This window comes from Entomobacter blattae, from assembly GCF_014672835.1.
Classification (GTDB): Bacteria; Pseudomonadota; Alphaproteobacteria; order Acetobacterales; family Acetobacteraceae; genus Entomobacter; species Entomobacter blattae.
The window spans coordinates 2,239,881-2,257,860 of record NZ_CP060244.1; the positions used below are offsets into that span (position 1 = coordinate 2,239,881).

Here is a 17,980-nt window from a genome sequence, read left to right on the forward strand (position 1 = left end):
ATCACAAGTAAGGTTGTATACTTCTTCATAAGTTCTTCCTTGCTTCATTCAAGGTCTGAATCAGAACCCCCGCCAGTGCTTCCAACACGGCGGGGGTTCGCTATTCTCGGGTTTGTAATATTGTATAGTTATTCAGGTTGGGCCGTTGTCCCGCTTCCTGTCTCGACCCCACCATGAACGTGGTTTTGCAGGCTGATGGAACCGGCTTTTACATCGCCTGAAGCGGTAACCTTTCCTTCAACAGTGATATCCCCCCTGATGTGGGTTTCCCCCTCTATCTTTACATGAGCCGCTTTAATGCTGACCTTGCCCTTTTCAAGGGTGATAATTGCTGACCCGTCCTCAGCTTTTAACTGCATTCCGGAGCCTGAAACCCCTTTAACAGGGTGCGCCAAGCTCGCAAGGCCAAAAATGGCCATTCCATCAGATAAATCATGCGTCCTGTGGTCATGATGGGCTTGGGCTTTACCGGTTTGCCAAAACTCGTCAATAGAGCGGGTGGAAAACACAACCAAACATTCGTCACCCTTCTGGATGGGAAATGTGATGACAAATCCACCGTCCCTGGGAAACACAACAGGGCATTCCGGCAGGTCTGGCAACGCCTGATGTGTCCTGTTCCCTAGCTCGTCAACCGTATAACCCGAAACACCTGGGGAAACAGCAACCGTGTTTTTCTGGGCATCATAATGGGTTACTATGGCGGGAACGGCCGTCCATAGGCCAGATTTCAACCCATCGAGCCAACTATGTATGGCTTCCTCTGGATTGTGAAATAACTCGCGTGGGTCTGGCATAAAACTTTCTCTTATATTATCGTGTTATATATGTTATTACTTTTGTAGTAACGGAGAATGAAGTGATTGAACTGAAACTTAGAAAATTTGGCAATTCTGTCGGCCTAGTTCTGCCAAAAGAAGTATTGGAGCATATGAAACTGCAGGAAGGCGAAAAGCTCTACCTGACCGAAACACCCGATGGCAGTTATCGCATTGGCCCATACAACCCCACCTTTAAGGAAAAGATGAACAAGGCCGATAACATTATAAGTCGCTATCGCAATGCCCTGAAGGTTCTTTCAGAATGACGCCTCTCTGGCTTGAGGAAAGTGACATTCTACCCCTTCATGAGAAGCTGCTTGCCCTTAATGGAGGAGCAGAAGGAATAAGAGATACTGGTCTTTTGCAATCTGCCCTGACACGACCTAAAAACTGGTGGCATTATAACCACACGGCAAAAGACGCCATTCTACACATGGCCAACCTATATACAGCTGGCATAATTGGCAACCATCCCTTCATTGATGGTAATAAGAGAACAGGTTTTATAACAGGCATTCTCTTTCTTGAGCTCAATGGTTTTGATTTTTTTGCGCCAGAAGAAATAGCAACCCGGGCTGTCCTTTCCCTTGCTGCATCCTCGCAACGGAGCACAGAAGGAGAAAAGACCTATTTTCTGTTTTTAAAGGAATATTCTAAAAAAGCAGAACTTCATCCCTAACCTGCCCTTAATAGTGAGGTTGGCAACACAGAGGTGGCATCCAACGCTGTACAGGTGATAGAACTCGACCAATCATTGCCCCTGGTATCGCCAGAGTGATCGACAAATTGGATACGATAATTCCCGCTTTGGCTTAACCCCGCAAACTGGCTCCCAGAAACGTTCGGGTTGTTAATGGCATTAGGACTATCTCCACTCACCAGGTTAGGGTTAGCGCCTGCTGTGTAGGACACATCAGCCCGTGCAGCAATAATATCAGACAGATTGATCATGACCCTTTTGCCGGCCTGAAGTCTTGGATTCAGCAGGCATTGTGCTGAAACGCCTCCTGTAATTTGCTGAGGCATGCCAATAAGCCCTGTCGCAGGGGTCAGCGCCACCACTTCATCATTCTCGCCTTGCAATGGGGCAGAAGCTCCGCCCAGAGGATAAAATGCCAGGTTGTTGCCATTCACCGCCCAATTGGTATTGGTGCTGTGCCCCAAAATGCGGGTATGTTCACGCACCATGCCGTAACAAATTTTTGGCCTGCAGCCTGTTGTATCGGTTTTGGGGAGAATAACATTCTTTAACTGCGCATCATCAACAGCCTGCAAGTAGCTATTGGCCGCGTCCTCATGGCTCCACCCTGCGCCGATAACCGTATTGATCGTAGCCTCGCTATAGGTTTTGTCAGCCTCGGTTGCGAGAATGGCCAAATAAGTATCTGTCGGGTTATCACGCACATAGCGGCTCTGGACAATACTGCCTCTGAACAGCTCTGCAACATGCCCACTATAGCCCGCCTCCAGTGAAACCTGACTGAATTCTCTCTGCAGGCGTGATACTGTTTGGGGAGCTGGGTTATAAATGCGCGCCTCCAACGATTTGGGCATTTGTCCTACAATGGCGTGGGTCACGGTAAAGACAATCCGTAAATTAGAGAGGTCCAGCCCATTGCCTGTAGCATCGCCCGCAACCAATTTCAGGCTGCGCCGATATTGAACATAATCATCAACCATTCTCAACCCCCACATAGAGCCGCTGAACAGAGCCAAGCCCCGCAAACTCCACCTTCTGTTCAGAAAAAACACAGTAAAGCTGCACCCCAAAATTCAAATACCCGTATTGAGCTAGTAAATCAGCCCCCTCAATCAGGGGAACCCCGTGTAAAACAGGTGAATTATTGGCTGTGGAAACATCAAAAAACCAGTTGGCAAAACAGCCATCTCGCCAGATAAACTGAAATCGGTAGGCAATACCGTTCAGCGACAGCGTAAACAGCTGTGGGGTAGCAGCCAAGGGAATTTCATAATAGGTGATACTCACACTAACCTCCTGGCAGACTAACAGCCCCTGGCAATAACGGGCTACGATTAGAAAGCGGCTGCACGGATTTTACCCCAAAATCCTGAATAGGTGCCGTTACAGGGCTGGCCTGGCGATTCATGGCGGGCAGAATTGAGGTTTGCGTGGAAACCAGCAATATTTCCTGAGCCACAATCAGAATAACAGCAGAATATTCGTGGGCTGGATCTGTGCCAGTTGTTACACTCTGAAGTAGCATATTCTCATAAACCCGTTTGCGGGTCACAATCCGCAATGGTTCACGAGAGCGCTGCAGGGCTATCAGCTGTTTATACATAGTGATGCTGTAGGTTTCCCCCCATGTGCCGTTAAGAATGGAGGCAAAAAAATCATCATTCTCATTTGTCCATGAAGTGGGGTCGAAATTCTCCACCGCCTCTGTTAAGGCCCGCAAGGAACAATCTGAAAAGCCAATCTCCATATTCAATTGGGCTGGATTTACAAAGGCGTGATCTGTGATAGCCGCCCCACGCTCAACTGGATGCGATGTAATACTAATCGTATCGCTGTGTTTTTCCGATAATGGCACATCAGGAATTACACCTCCTATGCTCCGCCCGTTATTGAACAGGATCGTTGCAACATCTCCAAATAGATCAGTCATTTTTTTTCCTGAAAATGATACTATATTTTAGTTAATTTTCTTGTTGTTAATACTACAATATGATACTAAATAGAGATGAAAGCAAAACACCACCGCACCCTTGAGCGTGTTTTCAAGCGCCCTGCTTCAGGCAATATTGCATGGGCTGACATTGAATCTTTGTTCATGGCTTTGGGTGGAGAAATTTCAGAACGTGCAGGATCGCGCATTGGTGTTTTTCTTTTTAACGAAGTAAGGGTTTTTCATCGCCCTCACCCTTCTCCTAAAACAGATAAGGGGGCGGTTGCCTCAGTCAGGAAATGGCTGGAAGATAATGGAGTGACCCCATGAAAAACATGATGGACATTAATGGTTACCGTGCTGTTATAGCCTTTGACCCCGATATCAACATGTTCCGTGGTGAGTTTATGGAACTGAATGGTGGGGCTGATTTTTATGCAGACACCGTTGAGGGGCTACGCAAGGAAGGCGAATTATCGCTAAAAGAATTCCTTGCTCTCTGTAAGGAAAAGGGCATTCCCCCTACCAAAAGCTATTCCGGGAAACTACAAGTTCGCTTCCCAGAAAGGATACACGCAGCAGCGTCTACCTTAGCCTCTGCCCAGGGAATAAGCCTGAATGAATTTATTGTTCAGGCCGTAACAGAGGCAACCCATAAAGCCTAACCCAGCTTTCTTTTGGAGTGGCGGATTTGTTGGGCCTGCCTGAAAGCATTCAGCTTGCCGTCAACAACCTCCCCCGTTGCCTTGGCAATAGCTTGGGCATCGCCATTTGGCGCATTAATGGTAATATTACTGGTGTAATTGTGGGTCACTGGCTGATCCTGCCGGCCGTAATTGGCATAGTTCCGCTGCACAAGGCTTTGGGGGTTGAGAAGTGGAAGAACAGCTTCAGAAAATTTCCTGCGCTTGATATTGCCTGAATTCAATAGATCCCGTTCTGCTGCTTCAGGCCGTTCAAAACTATTATTAAAACCAACCGCCGCTTCCGATGGAGAGGAAAAGCGCTGTTTCAGAAATGCAGAAAATTCTCCCCTTTCTCCTCCTTTGGAAACTTCCCACAGAAACGCCTGGATCTGATTATTAACATCCTGCTGATAATTCCCTGTTGGGTGCATGATATCAATACCTGTCCCTTTAAATATAGCATCAGCCCGTTCTTTACTCCATTGAAAAAGCCCGTAATGACCGCCAGCAATATTGTTGTTCGCTGCTGGATTAAGACCGCTCTCACGAAGGCTATTCCCTAAAATGCCGGCAATGTGATTATTGTCCGTCCCAAGCACATTCCTAAGCGTACTGCCAATAGATTTAAGTGTTGCTCCGTGATCACCAGCAATAGCCTTAACGCCTAGGTCTCCCACATCTGTTGCTAGTGTTGACGCTTGATGTTTAATCAGCTCCCAGCCTTGCCCTGCCATGGTTTTAGTATCCTGCCAGCTATCAAAGGCAAGCCCTTTAAATGTATTCCAGGCATCCGTATACTGGCCGTGGGCAATCTCGTTGAAGGTTTTTCCCAATCCAAAGATATTTTTCGTTATCCTGTGCAGGGTCTCAATAACGTAATTTTTCAGAAAATCAATAACAGGCTCTAAATAGCGTTTGGCGACAGGTTCGAATGTTTTAAAAAGCTCTACAAACCCCTCCTTGAACTCCTTGAGGCCAGCCATAACATTATCAATGTCACCTTTCCACTTACTCCAGTCGATGAAGGATTTACCACCTTTCCGCCAGGTTTTGTAGTCGAGGTAAAGGGTTGAGAGAGCCCCGGCCAGGCCGAGCACGAGAGTTATGGGCCCACCAAGAATGGCAAAGGCTGTGCCTATCCCCGCAGCAGCGCCAATAACCGCCTGAATACCGCCAGGGAGTTTACCAAACCATTCCAGCAAATCCCCAACAATCTCAATGCCCCCCGTAAACACAAACAGGATAACCCGACCCGCCGTAAGCAATCCTTTGACCACGCTTTTGATCGTGCCCTTGATCTGACCAAAATGAGAAACAATCGCCTCACGGATGGTTTTGATCTGGGCTGCAATCTCTGGGCCCATTTCCGTAACAACGCTGTCTTTTAGCGTAGAAAGGGTTTGGCCAAATTCACGGAATGTCCGCATGAATTCAACGGCACGCTTAGAAGCATCATCGGCATTAAAGCCGACCTTTTTATAAAGCCCCTCCAACTGCGTTGAGAACTGGCCAACTCCACGCATAAGAGCCTGAAGGGTGTTCTCATCAATCCCTAAAACCGAAGCCTGCCCTTTAATGGTGGCGTAGTTAACACCACGAGATTGCTCACCCCGAAACGTTGTGCCCAAATCACGCAAAAGGGCCGTTGTATCGCGTAGCCTGCCTGATGTATCAGTCGCATGAACCCCAAGGGATTGCAAAAACGATGCCCCGCCAGGATTACGTAAAAAGTTGGCCAGCCCTTCTGCTGAAGACAGAGCTCCTTCACGCGTGCCCCCTTGTTGGCTTACCCCATAGGCCAGGGACTGCAGGCCTGTGACCGAGCTGTTGGCACGCTGTGCGGTGTAGGCCAATTTTTCGTAGCGGCTTTCCGTCAAAGCTACAGCAGCACCAACCCCTGTCATGGCCCCTACCAACGCAAGAGCACCATAACGCAGATTCACCAACCCTGCATGGAGACTTCTCGCCCCCTCTACAGCATGAGATTTGGCACTTTGGCCAAACCCTTGGGTGGATTTTTCTAATTTATTGACTTCCCCTTCTGTCGCCTTGGCCTGCTCGCCCAAATTCTCGATATGGCCGTTGAGGTCGTCCGCCTCTTTTGCCACTTCTTCAAAGGATATACCAAGATTTTGAAGGCTTTCCTTAGCTGTTCCAGTCAGGAGGGCTACATCAATCAGAAACTTGCGAAAATACTCAGACTTCGATTTATCAATCTGAATATCCACCGCATAAAGGAATGAATCGAGAATAGTGGGCATTTCATTGATCTCAATAAAAAGGCCCCCATGTGGGGACTGTATTGTTTTAAAATAGTTTAATTAATCTTCTTGAATTTCTGGTATGCTGTAGCTACATTGTAATTACAAACTCAAGGAGTTAGCCATGAAAACAGATTCCATCATCAGAACGCGTATTAATGCTGAAACAAAGGAAAAGGCCATGCATGCCTTAAAGGAAATGGGCATTACAGCTTCTGATGCCATACGCCTGCTGATGACCAGAATAGCAGAAGAAAAGAAGCTTCCCTTTGAAGTTAAGGTTCCCAATGCAGCAACGCAGCAGGCCATGAATGAACTTAATGCAGGCAAAGGCAAAAAAGTATCTTCCCTAAGTAAGCTTATGGCTGACCTGCATGAGAACGATTGAGTATTCCACACGCTTTAAGAAGGATTACAAGCGGGAAAGTAAAGGCCAATACAGAAAGACACTGGATGCTGATCTTGAGGCTGTTCTTTCCCTTCTTCTCTCTGACACTCCCCTACCCACAAAATACAAAGACCACATTCTCATTGGAAATTGGGGAAATTACAGGGAATGCCATATCAAGCCTGACCTGCTGCTTATTTATCAGCTCCCCGATGAGAATACTCTTTCGCTTGCCCGTCTTGGTTCACATAGCGAGCTGTTTTCGTAACTTGCCTATCCACCAACCCTACACAGAGTTTTAGGTGTTTGATTCTCCAAATCAGGGGAAGCAAAAGCCATTCTACCCCTCCCTTTTACTGGCATAATATTCCTGAAGGTTGGCGACATGCCCAACTACATGCTTTCCCCTTATGGGCTATGGCAGGTGAAAGCGGGTAACGCCCCAGCTCCAGTTGTGGACAATGAGCGGGTGAAATGGGGAAACTTCCTTGAAGAGGGAATAGCCAAATACATTGCTGAAGAAAACGGGTTTACCATTGAAAAAGCACTCTATTATGAGGATGCCCACGTGCAGGGCATGGGTTGCACACCGGACTATCTCATCACGGGCGGAATGGCAGAGAGCAGCGGCCCGGGCGTTCTCGAAATCAAAAACGTCGATTACCAAGTATTCCGTGACAAATGGAAAGCCTCCGGCGAACCGCCGTTGCACATCATGCTTCAACTCCAGCACCAACTGGCTTGCACGGGCCTTGGGTGGGGAATTATCGGAGCGTTGGTTGGCGGCAATCAGCGACACGTTTACCACTATGACGCTCGCCCTAGAACAATGGCAGAAATCCGTAAACGTATCGCCGAATTCTGGCAGTCCATACGGGAGAACAGACCCCCACCCATTGATGGGTTGGAGACAACGGCAGGAATCATCGAAACCCTCTACGAACGGGTCGACGACACCTTAGATCTCACTGGAAATAATGAACTTCCTGAACTTTGCGCTGAAAAGTTGAAGCTGGCCCATGAGCGTAAAGCAAGAGAAGAGCAAGAAGCCGAGATTACTAACCAGATTAAAGCGCTTCTCCAAGGTCATTCAGGGGCAATTTGTAACGGTTTTTCCATTAAGGCTGTCCAGACAAAAGACACGCCAGACAGGGAAGCCCTACCAGGGGAAATCATCAAGGGCCGCAAAGGCAGCACACGCCTTAACATCAGGGAATTTGTACAATGAGCACACAAGCACCAGTAAAACAAAATCAGAAGCAGTCAACACCCGTAGATTTGTTTCAGAGTGAACTGGCGGGTATGCAAAAACAGCTTGTCAGCGTGCTACCTAGTCACATAACACCACAACGCTTTATGCGTACGGTTATGATGGCAATCAATATTGATAAATCGCTGCTCAACCTCAATAGAGAGAGCCTGAAGAACGCTGCTATTAAATGTGCGGCTGATGGACTGCTACCAGATGGCAGAGAAGCCGCTTTTGTCAAATTCGGCGGTGATGCCGTTTATATGCCCATGTTTGCGGGCATTCAAAAACGCATCAGAAACAGCGGTGAAATCGCCTCTATCGAAGCGCGGGTCATCTATGAAAATGATGACTTCCTATGGGAACAGGGCACGGAGAGCAAGCTCTCCCATAAACCGAAATTCCCTGGCGATCGTGGCAATATGGTGGGAGCCTATGCCATTGCCCACTTCAAGGACGGCTCTTCCCCACAATTTGAAGTCATGTCGCTCGATGAAATTGAAAAGGTTAAGGAAAGTTCTGCAGGGAAAGATAAGGGGCCATGGGTACAATGGTATGAGGAAATGGCCCGTAAAACCGTATTCCGCAGGCTGGCCAAATGGCTGCCCATTGATGCCGAAATTGACGACGTTGTACAACGTGACAACGATCTTTACGACCTCAACACCGTATCACAGCCAGCACCTGCACAGGCTAATACACAGATAGAACAACAGGCCCCACCCTCAAAAATGGATGCGTTGGAGGCTGAAATTATCGATGCTGAAAGCGACGCTCTGGTTCGGTCTAAATCCCTTATTGCACAGGCTAAAACACTGGATGCCCTCAACAAGACATTTCAGATTATCCAGTCTGAAAATCTTACGCCTGAGGAGCGGGCCATCACAGAGGAAATGTTCCAGCATAAAGAGCGTGAACTTCATCAGAACACAAATCAGGAAGGGGCACTGGTATGACCCCACACCTGCTCGCCTCAGAACTCCTCTACGGCCTCATAGCACAGGGCGCGCTGATCCTGCTCATGTTCGCGGTCATTGCTCTTGTGAGCCGAAAATAAATGCCCTGGAACTACGGTAATTACACCAACGACGACCTCGACCAGCTACAGCGTTTTTTCACAGATATTCCAAATTGTGAAGATGCACTAGCCGAGGTCACAGAAGAAATAGAGAAACGAAATGAACACCACACACCAGCCGTCACACGGTGAACTCCTAGTCCAATACCACTACGCAATCATGGCAGAGGACACGCTAAAAATTCAGGAAATTAAAAACCAAATCCTGAGCAGGTTAGAGATCAACAACGGGCCAATAACACAGGGGGAGCTAGATCAGCACGGAGAATTGTCAAAATTCTATTCAATAGACGATAAATTTGAGGAGAGGTTTATTGCTAGTGATATTGACGAAATCATGAGCCACGCAAAACCAGGAAAAACATATACCCTCTATCGTTTTGTTTACGTGGGGTGTGGTATTACGGCCCGCTTAAAAAACACGGTAGGAGAAAATTACAAATATTATATAAATTACGCAACTGAAGGGTGGCATGAATTTTTTCCGGAGAGTCTCTTGTGAGCAAGATGGATACCGACATTCGTGCCGGTCTCGTTCTCCCCTACGTTGGCTATGAGGAGGGGGAATGATGGAACGGGTTGTTATTATAAAAGGGCTCTCTTTAGATGAAAGAGAGCCAGAAATTGAAGAAAAAGCTCATGCTTGTCTGATAAAATATGAAAAGGAGTGTAAGCATCTGGGGAATAGGTTTGATCAGGTTTTCACCTCTCTCATGGTCTGCCACTACAATAGTATTCCACTGGATTTTGATCGTTTGCTAAGTTTTGAGGATTTTTCTCTGGCTCATGATATTCTAGGAATAGATCGGTATACAGGGAAGATGACTAACCATTTTCGCCCCCGCTGTGCTCTATGACCCACTTCTACAACGATATAGACAGGAACGCCAATGCGTGGTTGGCAGAGATTATTAAAAACCATCTACTGCCAGACGGAGATATTAATGAGGGATCTATTTCAGAAATTACCCCTGACGAGGTGTCGGGATACACACAATGTCATTTCTTCTCCGGTATCGGGGGATGGCCATACGCCCTGCAACTCGCAGGATGGCCAGAAGACATGCCAATCTGGACAGGATCATGCCCCTGTCAACCCTACTCGGTTGCAGGCAAAAAACAGGGGGACAATGATACAAGGCATCTATGGCCAGACCTATTTAGGCTCATCAAAGCCAACCGGCCCCCTGTCGTTATGGGTGAGCAGGTTGCAGGAAAACTTGGCTATGCTTGGTTCGACGGAGTTTGTGCTGATCTGGAGGGAGAAGGCTACACCTGCCGGGCGGTCGATATTCCGTCTTGCGCCGTCAACGCCCCACACATCAGAAACCGCCTCTACTGGATCGCCATGGCCAACACCGACAGTCAACGACTCAAAGAATGTTTCAGGGAAAAGCCAAATGGGCAGGAACAGCTACGCACTCCCAACCTTGATGACATGGCCGACAGCAACAGCATCGGACAGCAAGAGGGGAAAAGGGACATGCAGGACGCAGGATACGGGAAAGTATTTGCCACAACATATGACAGCTTCTGGGATAACTGGGTACCAGTCACAAGTAAACTCGACGGAAAAACAAGGCGCGCCGAACCCACAATTCCTTTGCTGGTTGATGGGCTTTCCGGACGCGTGGCACTCATGCGGGGTTACGGCAATGCAATCGTCCCGCCGCTAGCAGCGCAGGTTATACGGGCATTTATGGAGAGTTTGGAATGGTAATACGATTTGGGCAACGAATTGATCGACTTATAGAAATATACAAAGAAAATCTGGAAAATCCAAATCGGGACGGGAGGTCTGATTATAACCCCATTCAGGAGGCCATTACGTCCATGACTGAAGAATTCAATCTTGTCTTATCAGAAGCCGAAAAAGCCTGTTTGCATCAATATTTAGCACGAAGAACTTCCACTATTTTAAGGCAATAAAAAATGAAACTCACACAGGAACATGCTGGAGGATATTCAATGAAACTTAAAATCCAAACACTCCCTCACTATGATCTGAGGACATGGGGGTTGCCCTCATACGGTTCAGATGGAGCAGCAGGGTTCGATTTACGGGCAGCTTTTGATATCAAAAAGCAATATCTACATGTATCAGACCCTGATCTGATGTCTGTATTATATGGGAATGACAAGAGGCAATCAAAAGCCCTGCTAAAGGATGCATATTTAAATATTTTTGCAGATTGCACTACTGTTTTTGGTTCAGGAATTTGTATAGAGGTTCCAACTGGATACGAGCTACAAATACGTTCACGCAGCGGCAAGGGCATCAATGACGGCCTTATTATTACCCATGGGGTAGGAACAATTGATAGTGACTACCGTGGTGAAATTATGATCGCGATAAGAAACATATCAAACAAGACGCGCAATATTTTTTACGGAGAGAAAATAGCCCAGGCCATTCTCGCACCTATTTATCGTGCTGAATGGGAACAAACCACGACTTTAACGGAAACACAGAGAGGACAAAATGGGTTCGGAAGTACGGGGATATGACGATACTATCTCAAATCTCATTAAGAGGTTTGGAGAATACAATGGTTCACTTCTGGAAAATTACGGAGACCGCTCACAATTTACATTGTCAACGTTAAGCCTTTTTGTTTTTATGAGCGATTTTATTAAAACAAATGGCCTGCAAGATAATTTTCTAAATTTCGTGGATGAGTTTTTTTCTAATCACAATAACGGTGAGCGCATAGAAAAAATGCAACGCATAATACGGTCTACTGCGGCTGGGATGGCAAAAAATGAGAAAGAAATCCTCAGCCGCATGAAGGAGGGCAGAGATGGGGATTGAAAATTTATTAGACCCGAAAACACCAGATAAAGAGGTATTACGAGGTTTTATAAAATTAATTCTCGCCTGCGCTCCTGGCTCTGGATATACGGTAACTAACAATGAAGAAGGGCGTGACCTCTCTACGGACGAAGTAGAGGAAATGGCAGCCTATTTAGCAGCAATAATTCTAAGAAGAATGCAAAAGCCTCAATCCATACTTCAAAGAGCGATTAACCTACTGGATGGAAGAGGGAGAAAAAGATGAGTGAAACTAACAACGACGCCTTACCACCAAAGCTCATGAAGACATCTCATGTAGCTGAGAGGTGGCAATGTTCAAAGAGCTTCGTATGTAAAATAATTAAAAATGGCGATTTAAAAGCTATTAAAATTGGATCGCAATACAGGATAAGAAAGTCTGATTTAGCTAACTATGAAGAAAGAATATGGAACGAAGAAGATTGTCAGAACCAAAATATACCCTCATTAAAAGAGGGAACCGATTCTATGTTAGATGGTGGGAAAACGGGAAGGCAAAACGCATATCTCTTGGGACAGAAGATAAAACAGAAGCGAGAAAACTTTTAAAACAATTTCTGGCGGGTATTGATAGCAACACCATGCCACAAACTATAACAGTTAATAATATATTACAGAAATATCTAGAAAACAGAAAAGGAAAAGTATCGGGCTTTGAAGGATTAAAATATGCCTGTGCCTCTATATCAGAACATTTAGGTTTTTTACAACCAAATCATATATCAAGAAAAACCTGTTTAACCTATGCAAACCAAAGAAGAGAGCAAGGGAGGAGAGGAGCAACTGGGGGAAGAAATAAACCTCTCAGTAATGGAACAATTATAAAAGAACTAACAACATTGCGTGCTGCATTAAATTTTGCCAAAATAGAAAAATGGTTGCGAGATGTTCCATATATTGAAATTCCACCTACCCCACCACCACGAGACAGGTGGCTTACGAGAAGTGAGGTGGATATTCTTATTGAACATGCCCCATCATATCACCTAAAGTTCTTTATTTTATTAGGAATCTACACGGCCGCACGCTCTGGTGCAATCCTATCTTTAAAGTGGGAGCAAGTAGATTTTAAAAACAAATTAATTAATTTCGGCAATGGCCTCGGTAATAAAAGAAGAGCTATCATTCCTATTCCAGAAAAACTAATCCCTTATCTTACTGATGCTGTAAACATTAGATTATCAGAATTTGTAATAGAATTTAATGGGAAGCCCATAAAGTCCATACGACATTCTTTTCGAGACCTATCTATTAAAACAGGAATAAAAGGCGCAACGCCACATACACTTCGCCATACAGCAGCTACTTGGATGGTTATAGCAGGAGTACCCTTTCCTATGATCGCACAATATCTGGGGAATAGCGTTGAAATGATTGAAAAAGTTTACGGCCATCATAGCCCAGAATGGCTTAAACAAGCTGCGAAAGCGTTATCAGATGAATACTAGGCCAGTGGCATAGTTTTGTGTGGATAAATACAGCTTTTATATATAAAGTAGCTAAAATAAAACCTAGAAAACATTAGGGTTTTTACATCTTACCTTCTTTGGTAAGGGAGAGGTCGACAGTTCAATCCTGTCCAGCAGCACCAGCATTTTTGCTCGGGTTTTTAAATCTATCTTTATAATAAAGCATTAGTTTTTAGAGTCTATAGAGCTTTTTTACCCTTCCTTCTTCACCTACTTATTGATCCACCCCAAATTCTCTGCACTAGCTAGTTTACAAACAATAGGGCCAAACAAGCCAAGACCCTGCTTGGGGAAGTTTTGGTAGGCTGGCCATAAAATAACCCCTACCAAAGCCGCATAGAGCAAAATATCAGTGGAAATAAAATCCATATTTCCACTCACCAAGACTGTCATAACAGCAACCAAAGAAGAAGATTGCGGTTTTAGAGGGATACATACATTATTTTTTTAGCGAATTGAGTTGTTTAATTATTCCCCTATATGAGGAACAACCAAACCAGAAAGTAAGGATAGCCCCTTCTTTTTGAGTGGAATGATCCAAATGAGTACAACAAGTTTCAGACCTGGATCTTCAAGAGCAAATCGCTTGCATTGATAGGGCGCAAGAAGAAACTCGTGAATTCGTTGCCGAGCAGCACAGGCTTATTGCTGAGACCGCCAAACTGGAACGTGACCGCAAGTTAGCCCCTATCGTTATTGCATCGGGCATTATTGGTGGCCTGATTGCAGGGCTTATCAGCGTAGCCGTAAAGATGTTGGGGGAATGCCCCCCAACAGATTTCATGAATGTCTTTCTGCTCTGAACTGGACAGGGCGCGGGTTAGCGTGCCTACTCAATTGTAATGAGCGCCTAGTTCGCAGATGGGGGGCTGGAGATGTTGATATCCCGAAAGCTGTTGCAACCTGGCTTGAGGCTTTGGCAAGTGCCCATGAAAAAAAACCTCCTCCAAAAGAAAAGCACGAAAATACGCTATCTCTCTGACTTTATACTCCAGCATACGCCAGCAAAGCGGAACCTTTCGAATGCTCTCCAACCTCATTTTTTACCCAACAGAAGAACTGCAACCTTCTCATGAAGCAATTGATTGCAGCCATCGAAGGTGAGCGCTGAGCTCTGCTCCTCTCACAGCAAAATTACCGCTCTGATCAGGCACCTGGCTAATACCAACCTCAATGACCTGCAAGAACAGTCTTAAGAAAATCCGAAGACCAGCTTTAAAGACGCCTCAAACCACCCTTCCACCGGAAAACTGCAATCCATAACTATATTTTTAGAGACACGCATTTTTCCTAATCTCTCTTAGACAAACATAACCGTTTTGCATTTGTTTTAACGGCTGATATTTTGGCCATATTTCTTATTACCCCCCGCCCCCTATTCAAACCCTTTAAGGGTTTTCCGCTGATTTAAATGATAGGATCACCCCTACGAAAAAAGCTCAAAAAACATGCAGAAGAACACATGAAGAAACACCTATCCTGACAACTGCAAAAGAAAAATGAGAAAAAACAATCTGCCTTCTCCAAAAAAGAGGCTTCTCTCTCTTCTCCTAATGAGGAAGAAACTCTCCTTCCTTCTGATCTTTTGGCAAAACTTAACCGTGAAATTCTGGAAGTTATTAAAAAACATATTTCCATAGATCAGGAAAAAATTCAGGAAAGCCTCTTCTTTCCTAGAGTGGGTATTGGTCGTTTTGTGGGAGCTTTTTCTGATTCTTCCCCCATCTTTGAACACCATCTTTGAACCCTGTCTTTGAAAGCAGCTTGGAAGCTGACCATTTTACGCCTGGAAAAGGGATGTAGTTTTAGGGTCGAGTGAAGAACGGGTTGCAGCTTTGGGGGAGATATTCGCAAAACCCGTATTGCGGCCTTGTTACGTATGAGCATTTTCTCTGCTTTGGTCGTACGGGGGGAAAAATAAAATTTGGGGGAAGCTGTACATCTTCCACCAATACAGGCAAAAAAGACGGTGCAACGACTTCATCAATCAATAACGTTTCTGTTGCTCCGCAAATCCCTACCCGGCGCATTTTGGCATTCAGCAAAATCTTACGAGTCATCTCCAATTCTGCCCTTATCGCCAAAACCATTCCTGAAGAGAAAGATCCACTAGTAAAAGCAGCTCATGCCCCCCGGCAAGACGAGCGACTCATAACGCCAAAAAGGTCGAGACAAGATCAGGAGAGTCTTATTATATCCTGTTGCTCAATCCTTATGCACAAACGATATCTTGCATCACCAAAACTCTGCAAACCCTCTTCCTGCAAGCCTTCATCAAGACCCAAGCCCGCCTACCAAGCGGCTACTCTCCAATACGCTCCATAAACTGCCGAAACGTCTTCTTCATGAAAAAGAAATGAGGAATGGCCAATAATTTTTTCTTCCTGCAGAACTATTTATCCCCCTGACCCACTTCATTCAGGAGGAAGAGCCAGAAATTGCGAATCATCCTCACTCTCTCTTAGAGTTATTTTTTAACTATTTTATTTTTCTTAAAGCATTTATAAAAAATATCAGCTATATAGCAATCTTTAATAAGAAATATATCAGTAATCTATAATAATCAAAATTTTATTATTTATTAATAGTTCTTTTTGAAAAGAAAAAGGAAATGTAAAATAAATATTTATGATTTTTTCTTATAAAAATTAAATTTTTGTCAATTTATTAAATAAATGTTAATAAATATTAACAGTTTTATTTGTTTTTTTAATTTTGTTGCATTTATTTCTTTGCAATCATGGCAAAATCATGTAACAATTCTAATTGTGTAAGAAACTTTTTCTTACTACACGCCACCTTTAAACCTTAAACTCCAACTCCTGCTTAGCAGGAGTTTTTTTCTTTTTTAAGGTCTATTCCTTTCTCACACAGTATTGTATTGATTAGCAGACCGTTTTGAGAAAATCTTTTCCTATTAAAAAGGAAATATCCCTTCTTCCCTTTTTATATACGACTCAATTATGCACGATAGAAACCCAATGCCAGCTTCTATAAAAAGCCAAGCTCCCACCTATAGTGTTGTTGTACCTTGCTACAATGAAGAAGAAAATATTCTGGAATTCCACAAAAGAATATCAGACGTTATGAACAAAACGGGAGAATCCTGGGAAGTTGTTTACGTAAACGATGGCTCAAAAGATAAAACCCTGGAAATTGTCAGCGTTCTCTCTCTAGAAGATACCCATGTAAGCTACATTAACCTCTCACGTAATTTTGGCAAAGAAATTGCCCTTACAGCGGGCTTAGACCACGCACAGGCCACTGATGCCATTATTATTATTGACGCTGACCTTCAAGATCCTCCTGAAGTCATTACCGATCTTATTGCTGCGAAAGAAAATGTGGATACTGTTTATGCCCAGCGCAGATCCCGTGAGACAGATACTTTTGCAAAGAAATTTACTGCGCATCTTTTTTATCGCCTTATGGAAAGACTTGGCGATAAAATTACCATTCCCCCTGATACGGGCGATTTTAGATTGATTAGCAGACGGGCCCTGAATGCTCTGCTGGAAATGCGCGAACATCACAGATTTATGAAAGGTCTTTTCGCTTGGATTGGTTTCCCTTCAAAGGCCATCCTCTACGATCGAGCCCCCAGGCACGGGGGAACTACCAGCTTCAATTACTGGAAGCTCTGGAACTTTGCTCTAGAGGGTATTACCTCTTATACAACTGTCCCATTACGGATAACAACTTATATTGGTTTCTTTACCGCCTGTGTGGCTATTCTCTATGGCTGTTTTATCATTACCAAAACCCTGCTTTTTAATAACCCTGTCTCAGGATATCCAAGCCTGATCACCACTATCCTCTTTATTGGGGGAATTCAGATCGCCGCAATTGGGATTGTAGGAGAGTATCTGGGAAGAATCTTTAATGAAACAAAACACCGCCCCCTTTATTTTATCGAACATCTCCACCAGGCCCAGCCCACTCACCAAGACAATATTCCTGAAGAAAACCTCCCATCATTGGGGTCATAAGCCCTTTCCTACCCCCGATAATGTCAAGACAATCAGCACAATCAGCCTACGAGACAATTAGCCTAGTAATACCGTAAAATTGGAAGTTTATCCCTCTATTAGAAAGACTGATATTCCCCTCATTCTACTACGGTAGAAAATACCTTGCACCATCATAACGAAGACCCTAAAACCTATCATATCTGGTTTTTCGTTTCTGGCTTTTCATTGGCAAAATCCTGTAAATTGGAGTATTTTATGAGACTTATTCTTGCCCTTCTCCTCCCATGGCTTCAGTTTTTTACAATTGGCCGCCCTTTTGCCGGTTTGATATGCTTTTTTCTTCAAATTACAATTATTGGCTGGATTCCCGCAGCCATCTGGTCGGTTTACGCCTTAAGCCAATATAAAACAGACCAAAAAATTAAAGCCTTAAAACGTTAAGGCTCATGACTCTTTCCAAGATGAGATCGCCCTTTCAAAAACACCATAGACACTGTGGATAACCCCTCGACAGGAAATGATGTCCATTATTTCCACCCTTCGGATTCCCTTATCTATTAAGTGAGAGCATTTAGGTAAGAGTATACCAATTCT

Annotated in this window: 26 protein-coding genes and 2 pseudogenes; 21 read left to right on the plus strand and 7 right to left on the minus strand. The window is 44.7% G+C overall.

The features are described from left to right. Window positions 1-128 precede the first annotated feature (128 nt). Window positions 129-797 carry a Gp138 family membrane-puncturing spike protein gene (locus tag JGUZn3_RS09990; protein WP_203413366.1) on the minus strand — a complete coding sequence of 223 codons (669 nt, stop codon included), beginning with the start codon at window positions 795-797 and terminating at the stop codon, window positions 129-131. 62 nt (window positions 798-859) lie between these two features. On the opposite strand from JGUZn3_RS09990, the gene JGUZn3_RS09995 reads away from it, so the two are divergent. Both JGUZn3_RS09995 and JGUZn3_RS10000 read left to right on the plus strand, forming a co-directional pair. After that, entirely contained in the window at window positions 860-1,087 is a 228-nt protein-coding gene (locus JGUZn3_RS09995) for an AbrB/MazE/SpoVT family DNA-binding domain-containing protein (protein WP_203413367.1), read from the plus strand. After that, the gene (locus JGUZn3_RS10000; protein WP_203413368.1) at window positions 1,084-1,500 is read left to right on the plus strand and encodes a type II toxin-antitoxin system death-on-curing family toxin; all 417 of its coding nucleotides are present in this window, start codon (window positions 1,084-1,086) and stop codon (window positions 1,498-1,500) included. The genes JGUZn3_RS09995 and JGUZn3_RS10000 overlap by 4 nt, the downstream gene beginning before the upstream one ends. Here JGUZn3_RS10000 and JGUZn3_RS10005 read toward each other — a convergent pair. From JGUZn3_RS10005 to JGUZn3_RS10015, 3 genes are read right to left on the minus strand one after another with little or no spacing between them, the layout of a single operon-like run. Beyond that, complete coding sequence (locus tag JGUZn3_RS10005) at window positions 1,497-2,501, minus strand: hypothetical protein (RefSeq protein WP_203413369.1); 1,005 nt, start codon at window positions 2,499-2,501, stop codon at window positions 1,497-1,499. The genes JGUZn3_RS10000 and JGUZn3_RS10005 overlap by 4 nt on opposite strands. Next, complete coding sequence (locus JGUZn3_RS10010; protein WP_203413370.1) at window positions 2,494-2,808, minus strand: phage baseplate plug family protein; 315 nt, start codon at window positions 2,806-2,808, stop codon at window positions 2,494-2,496. Before JGUZn3_RS10010 ends, JGUZn3_RS10005 begins: the two co-directional genes overlap by 8 nt. Before the next feature lies 1 nt (window position 2,809). Continuing rightward, window positions 2,810-3,451, minus strand: coding sequence for a phage baseplate protein (locus tag JGUZn3_RS10015; protein ID WP_203413371.1), 642 nt, complete (start codon window positions 3,449-3,451; stop codon window positions 2,810-2,812). Between the two features lie 75 nt (window positions 3,452-3,526). On the opposite strand from JGUZn3_RS10015, the gene JGUZn3_RS10020 reads away from it, so the two are divergent. Both JGUZn3_RS10020 and JGUZn3_RS10025 read left to right on the plus strand, forming a co-directional pair. After that, window positions 3,527-3,781, plus strand: a complete 255-nt coding sequence (locus JGUZn3_RS10020; protein WP_203413372.1) for a type II toxin-antitoxin system HicA family toxin — start codon at window positions 3,527-3,529, stop codon at window positions 3,779-3,781. Further along, on the plus strand, window positions 3,778-4,116 hold the full coding sequence (locus JGUZn3_RS10025; protein ID WP_203413373.1) for a type II toxin-antitoxin system HicB family antitoxin: 339 nt from the start codon (window positions 3,778-3,780) through the stop codon (window positions 4,114-4,116). Before JGUZn3_RS10020 ends, JGUZn3_RS10025 begins: the two co-directional genes overlap by 4 nt. Here the strand turns inward: JGUZn3_RS10025 and JGUZn3_RS10030 are convergent. Then, window positions 4,113-6,398 (minus strand): phage tail tip lysozyme, encoded by a 2,286-nt coding sequence (locus tag JGUZn3_RS10030; protein ID WP_203413374.1) that lies wholly within the window; start codon window positions 6,396-6,398, stop codon window positions 4,113-4,115. The genes JGUZn3_RS10025 and JGUZn3_RS10030 overlap by 4 nt on opposite strands. 124 nt (window positions 6,399-6,522) lie before the next feature. Here JGUZn3_RS10030 and JGUZn3_RS10035 point away from each other — a divergent pair, with 124 nt between their 5' ends. The 13 genes and pseudogenes from JGUZn3_RS10035 (at window position 6,523) to JGUZn3_RS10095 (ending at window position 13,394) form a co-directional block, all read left to right on the plus strand. Next, a complete protein-coding gene (locus JGUZn3_RS10035; protein ID WP_203413375.1) occupies window positions 6,523-6,786 on the plus strand; it encodes a type II toxin-antitoxin system RelB/DinJ family antitoxin in 264 nt (87 codons plus the stop codon). Continuing rightward, entirely contained in the window at window positions 6,773-7,054 is a 282-nt protein-coding gene (locus JGUZn3_RS10040) for a type II toxin-antitoxin system YafQ family toxin (protein ID WP_203413376.1), read from the plus strand. The genes JGUZn3_RS10035 and JGUZn3_RS10040 overlap by 14 nt, the downstream gene beginning before the upstream one ends. A 117-nt stretch (window positions 7,055-7,171) precedes the next feature. Next, complete coding sequence (locus JGUZn3_RS10045) at window positions 7,172-8,014, plus strand: YqaJ viral recombinase family nuclease (RefSeq protein WP_203413377.1); 843 nt, start codon at window positions 7,172-7,174, stop codon at window positions 8,012-8,014. Continuing rightward, window positions 8,011-8,991, plus strand: a complete 981-nt coding sequence (locus tag JGUZn3_RS10050; RefSeq protein ID WP_203413378.1) for a recombinase RecT — start codon at window positions 8,011-8,013, stop codon at window positions 8,989-8,991. The genes JGUZn3_RS10045 and JGUZn3_RS10050 overlap by 4 nt, the downstream gene beginning before the upstream one ends. 222 nt (window positions 8,992-9,213) lie before the next feature. Continuing rightward, window positions 9,214-9,615, plus strand: a complete 402-nt coding sequence (locus JGUZn3_RS10055) for a hypothetical protein (protein WP_203413379.1) — start codon at window positions 9,214-9,216, stop codon at window positions 9,613-9,615. Between the two features lie 64 nt (window positions 9,616-9,679). Continuing rightward, the gene (locus JGUZn3_RS10060) at window positions 9,680-9,970 is read left to right on the plus strand and encodes a DUF6874 family protein (RefSeq protein WP_203413380.1); all 291 of its coding nucleotides are present in this window, start codon (window positions 9,680-9,682) and stop codon (window positions 9,968-9,970) included. Beyond that, window positions 9,967-10,833 (plus strand): DNA cytosine methyltransferase, encoded by an 867-nt coding sequence (locus tag JGUZn3_RS10065; RefSeq protein ID WP_203413381.1) that lies wholly within the window; start codon window positions 9,967-9,969, stop codon window positions 10,831-10,833. The genes JGUZn3_RS10060 and JGUZn3_RS10065 overlap by 4 nt, the downstream gene beginning before the upstream one ends. Further along, complete coding sequence (locus JGUZn3_RS10070) at window positions 10,827-11,042, plus strand: hypothetical protein (RefSeq protein WP_203413382.1); 216 nt, start codon at window positions 10,827-10,829, stop codon at window positions 11,040-11,042. The genes JGUZn3_RS10065 and JGUZn3_RS10070 overlap by 7 nt, the downstream gene beginning before the upstream one ends. Before the next feature lie 3 nt (window positions 11,043-11,045). Further along, complete coding sequence (gene dut / locus JGUZn3_RS10075; protein WP_203413383.1) at window positions 11,046-11,621, plus strand: dUTP diphosphatase; 576 nt, start codon at window positions 11,046-11,048, stop codon at window positions 11,619-11,621. Further along, window positions 11,596-11,925, plus strand: a complete 330-nt coding sequence (locus JGUZn3_RS10080; RefSeq protein ID WP_203413384.1) for a hypothetical protein — start codon at window positions 11,596-11,598, stop codon at window positions 11,923-11,925. The genes dut and JGUZn3_RS10080 overlap by 26 nt, the downstream gene beginning before the upstream one ends. Then, complete coding sequence (locus JGUZn3_RS10085; protein ID WP_203413385.1) at window positions 11,915-12,172, plus strand: hypothetical protein; 258 nt, start codon at window positions 11,915-11,917, stop codon at window positions 12,170-12,172. Before JGUZn3_RS10080 ends, JGUZn3_RS10085 begins: the two co-directional genes overlap by 11 nt. 35 nt (window positions 12,173-12,207) lie before the next feature. After that, window positions 12,208-12,336 (plus strand): annotated as a pseudogene (locus JGUZn3_RS12960) (excisionase family DNA-binding protein); the annotation flags it as partial. 32 nt (window positions 12,337-12,368) lie between these two features. After that, window positions 12,369-13,394, plus strand: a complete 1,026-nt coding sequence (locus tag JGUZn3_RS10095; protein WP_238996806.1) for a tyrosine-type recombinase/integrase — start codon at window positions 12,369-12,371, stop codon at window positions 13,392-13,394. 231 nt (window positions 13,395-13,625) lie between these two features. Here JGUZn3_RS10095 and JGUZn3_RS10100 read toward each other — a convergent pair whose 3' ends face one another. Then, a complete protein-coding gene (locus JGUZn3_RS10100) occupies window positions 13,626-13,808 on the minus strand; it encodes a hypothetical protein (RefSeq protein ID WP_203413388.1) in 183 nt (60 codons plus the stop codon). Between the two features lie 370 nt (window positions 13,809-14,178). Between JGUZn3_RS10100 and JGUZn3_RS10105 the strand changes: the two genes are divergently transcribed. Together JGUZn3_RS10105 and JGUZn3_RS12695 are read left to right on the plus strand one after the other, a co-directional pair. Continuing rightward, complete coding sequence (locus JGUZn3_RS10105) at window positions 14,179-14,397, plus strand: hypothetical protein (protein WP_203413389.1); 219 nt, start codon at window positions 14,179-14,181, stop codon at window positions 14,395-14,397. Window positions 14,398-14,901: 504 nt separating this feature from the next. After that, window positions 14,902-15,159 carry a cell division topological specificity factor MinE gene (locus JGUZn3_RS12695; protein WP_203414908.1) on the plus strand — a complete coding sequence of 86 codons (258 nt, stop codon included), beginning with the start codon at window positions 14,902-14,904 and terminating at the stop codon, window positions 15,157-15,159. Window positions 15,160-15,352: 193 nt separating this feature from the next. Here JGUZn3_RS12695 and proA read toward each other — a convergent pair. Further along, window positions 15,353-15,487, minus strand: a pseudogene (gene proA, locus JGUZn3_RS12495) (glutamate-5-semialdehyde dehydrogenase); the annotation flags it as partial. 909 nt (window positions 15,488-16,396) lie between these two features. On the opposite strand from proA, the gene JGUZn3_RS10120 reads away from it, so the two are divergent. Further along, on the plus strand, window positions 16,397-17,404 hold the full coding sequence (locus JGUZn3_RS10120) for a glycosyltransferase family 2 protein (protein WP_203413391.1): 1,008 nt from the start codon (window positions 16,397-16,399) through the stop codon (window positions 17,402-17,404). A gap of 237 nt (window positions 17,405-17,641) precedes the next feature. Further along, window positions 17,642-17,827, plus strand: coding sequence for a YqaE/Pmp3 family membrane protein (locus JGUZn3_RS10125; protein ID WP_203413392.1), 186 nt, complete (start codon window positions 17,642-17,644; stop codon window positions 17,825-17,827). The last annotated feature ends 153 nt before the right edge of the window (window positions 17,828-17,980 follow it).

Coding starts and splice junctions, on each gene's coding strand:
- JGUZn3_RS10125 (WP_203413392.1), top strand. CDS start 17,642: ATGAGACTTATTCTTGCCCTTCTCCTCCCATGGCTTCAGTTTTTTACA.
- JGUZn3_RS09990 (WP_203413366.1), bottom strand. CDS start 797: ATGCCAGACCCACGCGAGTTATTTCACAATCCAGAGGAAGCCATACAT.
- JGUZn3_RS10035 (WP_203413375.1), top strand. CDS start 6,523: ATGAAAACAGATTCCATCATCAGAACGCGTATTAATGCTGAAACAAAG.
- JGUZn3_RS10050 (WP_203413378.1), top strand. CDS start 8,011: ATGAGCACACAAGCACCAGTAAAACAAAATCAGAAGCAGTCAACACCC.
- dut (WP_203413383.1), top strand. CDS start 11,046: ATGAAACTCACACAGGAACATGCTGGAGGATATTCAATGAAACTTAAA.
- JGUZn3_RS10045 (WP_203413377.1), top strand. CDS start 7,172: ATGCCCAACTACATGCTTTCCCCTTATGGGCTATGGCAGGTGAAAGCG.
- JGUZn3_RS10005 (WP_203413369.1), bottom strand. CDS start 2,501: ATGGTTGATGATTATGTTCAATATCGGCGCAGCCTGAAATTGGTTGCG.
- JGUZn3_RS10065 (WP_203413381.1), top strand. CDS start 9,967: ATGACCCACTTCTACAACGATATAGACAGGAACGCCAATGCGTGGTTG.
- JGUZn3_RS10000 (WP_203413368.1), top strand. CDS start 1,084: ATGACGCCTCTCTGGCTTGAGGAAAGTGACATTCTACCCCTTCATGAG.
- JGUZn3_RS10055 (WP_203413379.1), top strand. CDS start 9,214: ATGAACACCACACACCAGCCGTCACACGGTGAACTCCTAGTCCAATAC.
- JGUZn3_RS10025 (WP_203413373.1), top strand. CDS start 3,778: ATGAAAAACATGATGGACATTAATGGTTACCGTGCTGTTATAGCCTTT.
- JGUZn3_RS10030 (WP_203413374.1), bottom strand. CDS start 6,398: ATGCCCACTATTCTCGATTCATTCCTTTATGCGGTGGATATTCAGATT.
- JGUZn3_RS10060 (WP_203413380.1), top strand. CDS start 9,680: ATGATGGAACGGGTTGTTATTATAAAAGGGCTCTCTTTAGATGAAAGA.
- JGUZn3_RS10080 (WP_203413384.1), top strand. CDS start 11,596: ATGGGTTCGGAAGTACGGGGATATGACGATACTATCTCAAATCTCATT.
- JGUZn3_RS10040 (WP_203413376.1), top strand. CDS start 6,773: ATGAGAACGATTGAGTATTCCACACGCTTTAAGAAGGATTACAAGCGG.
- JGUZn3_RS10100 (WP_203413388.1), bottom strand. CDS start 13,808: ATGACAGTCTTGGTGAGTGGAAATATGGATTTTATTTCCACTGATATT.
- JGUZn3_RS10020 (WP_203413372.1), top strand. CDS start 3,527: ATGAAAGCAAAACACCACCGCACCCTTGAGCGTGTTTTCAAGCGCCCT.
- JGUZn3_RS10105 (WP_203413389.1), top strand. CDS start 14,179: ATGCCCCCCAACAGATTTCATGAATGTCTTTCTGCTCTGAACTGGACA.
- JGUZn3_RS10085 (WP_203413385.1), top strand. CDS start 11,915: ATGGGGATTGAAAATTTATTAGACCCGAAAACACCAGATAAAGAGGTA.
- JGUZn3_RS10120 (WP_203413391.1), top strand. CDS start 16,397: ATGCCAGCTTCTATAAAAAGCCAAGCTCCCACCTATAGTGTTGTTGTA.
- JGUZn3_RS10015 (WP_203413371.1), bottom strand. CDS start 3,451: ATGACTGATCTATTTGGAGATGTTGCAACGATCCTGTTCAATAACGGG.
- JGUZn3_RS10070 (WP_203413382.1), top strand. CDS start 10,827: ATGGTAATACGATTTGGGCAACGAATTGATCGACTTATAGAAATATAC.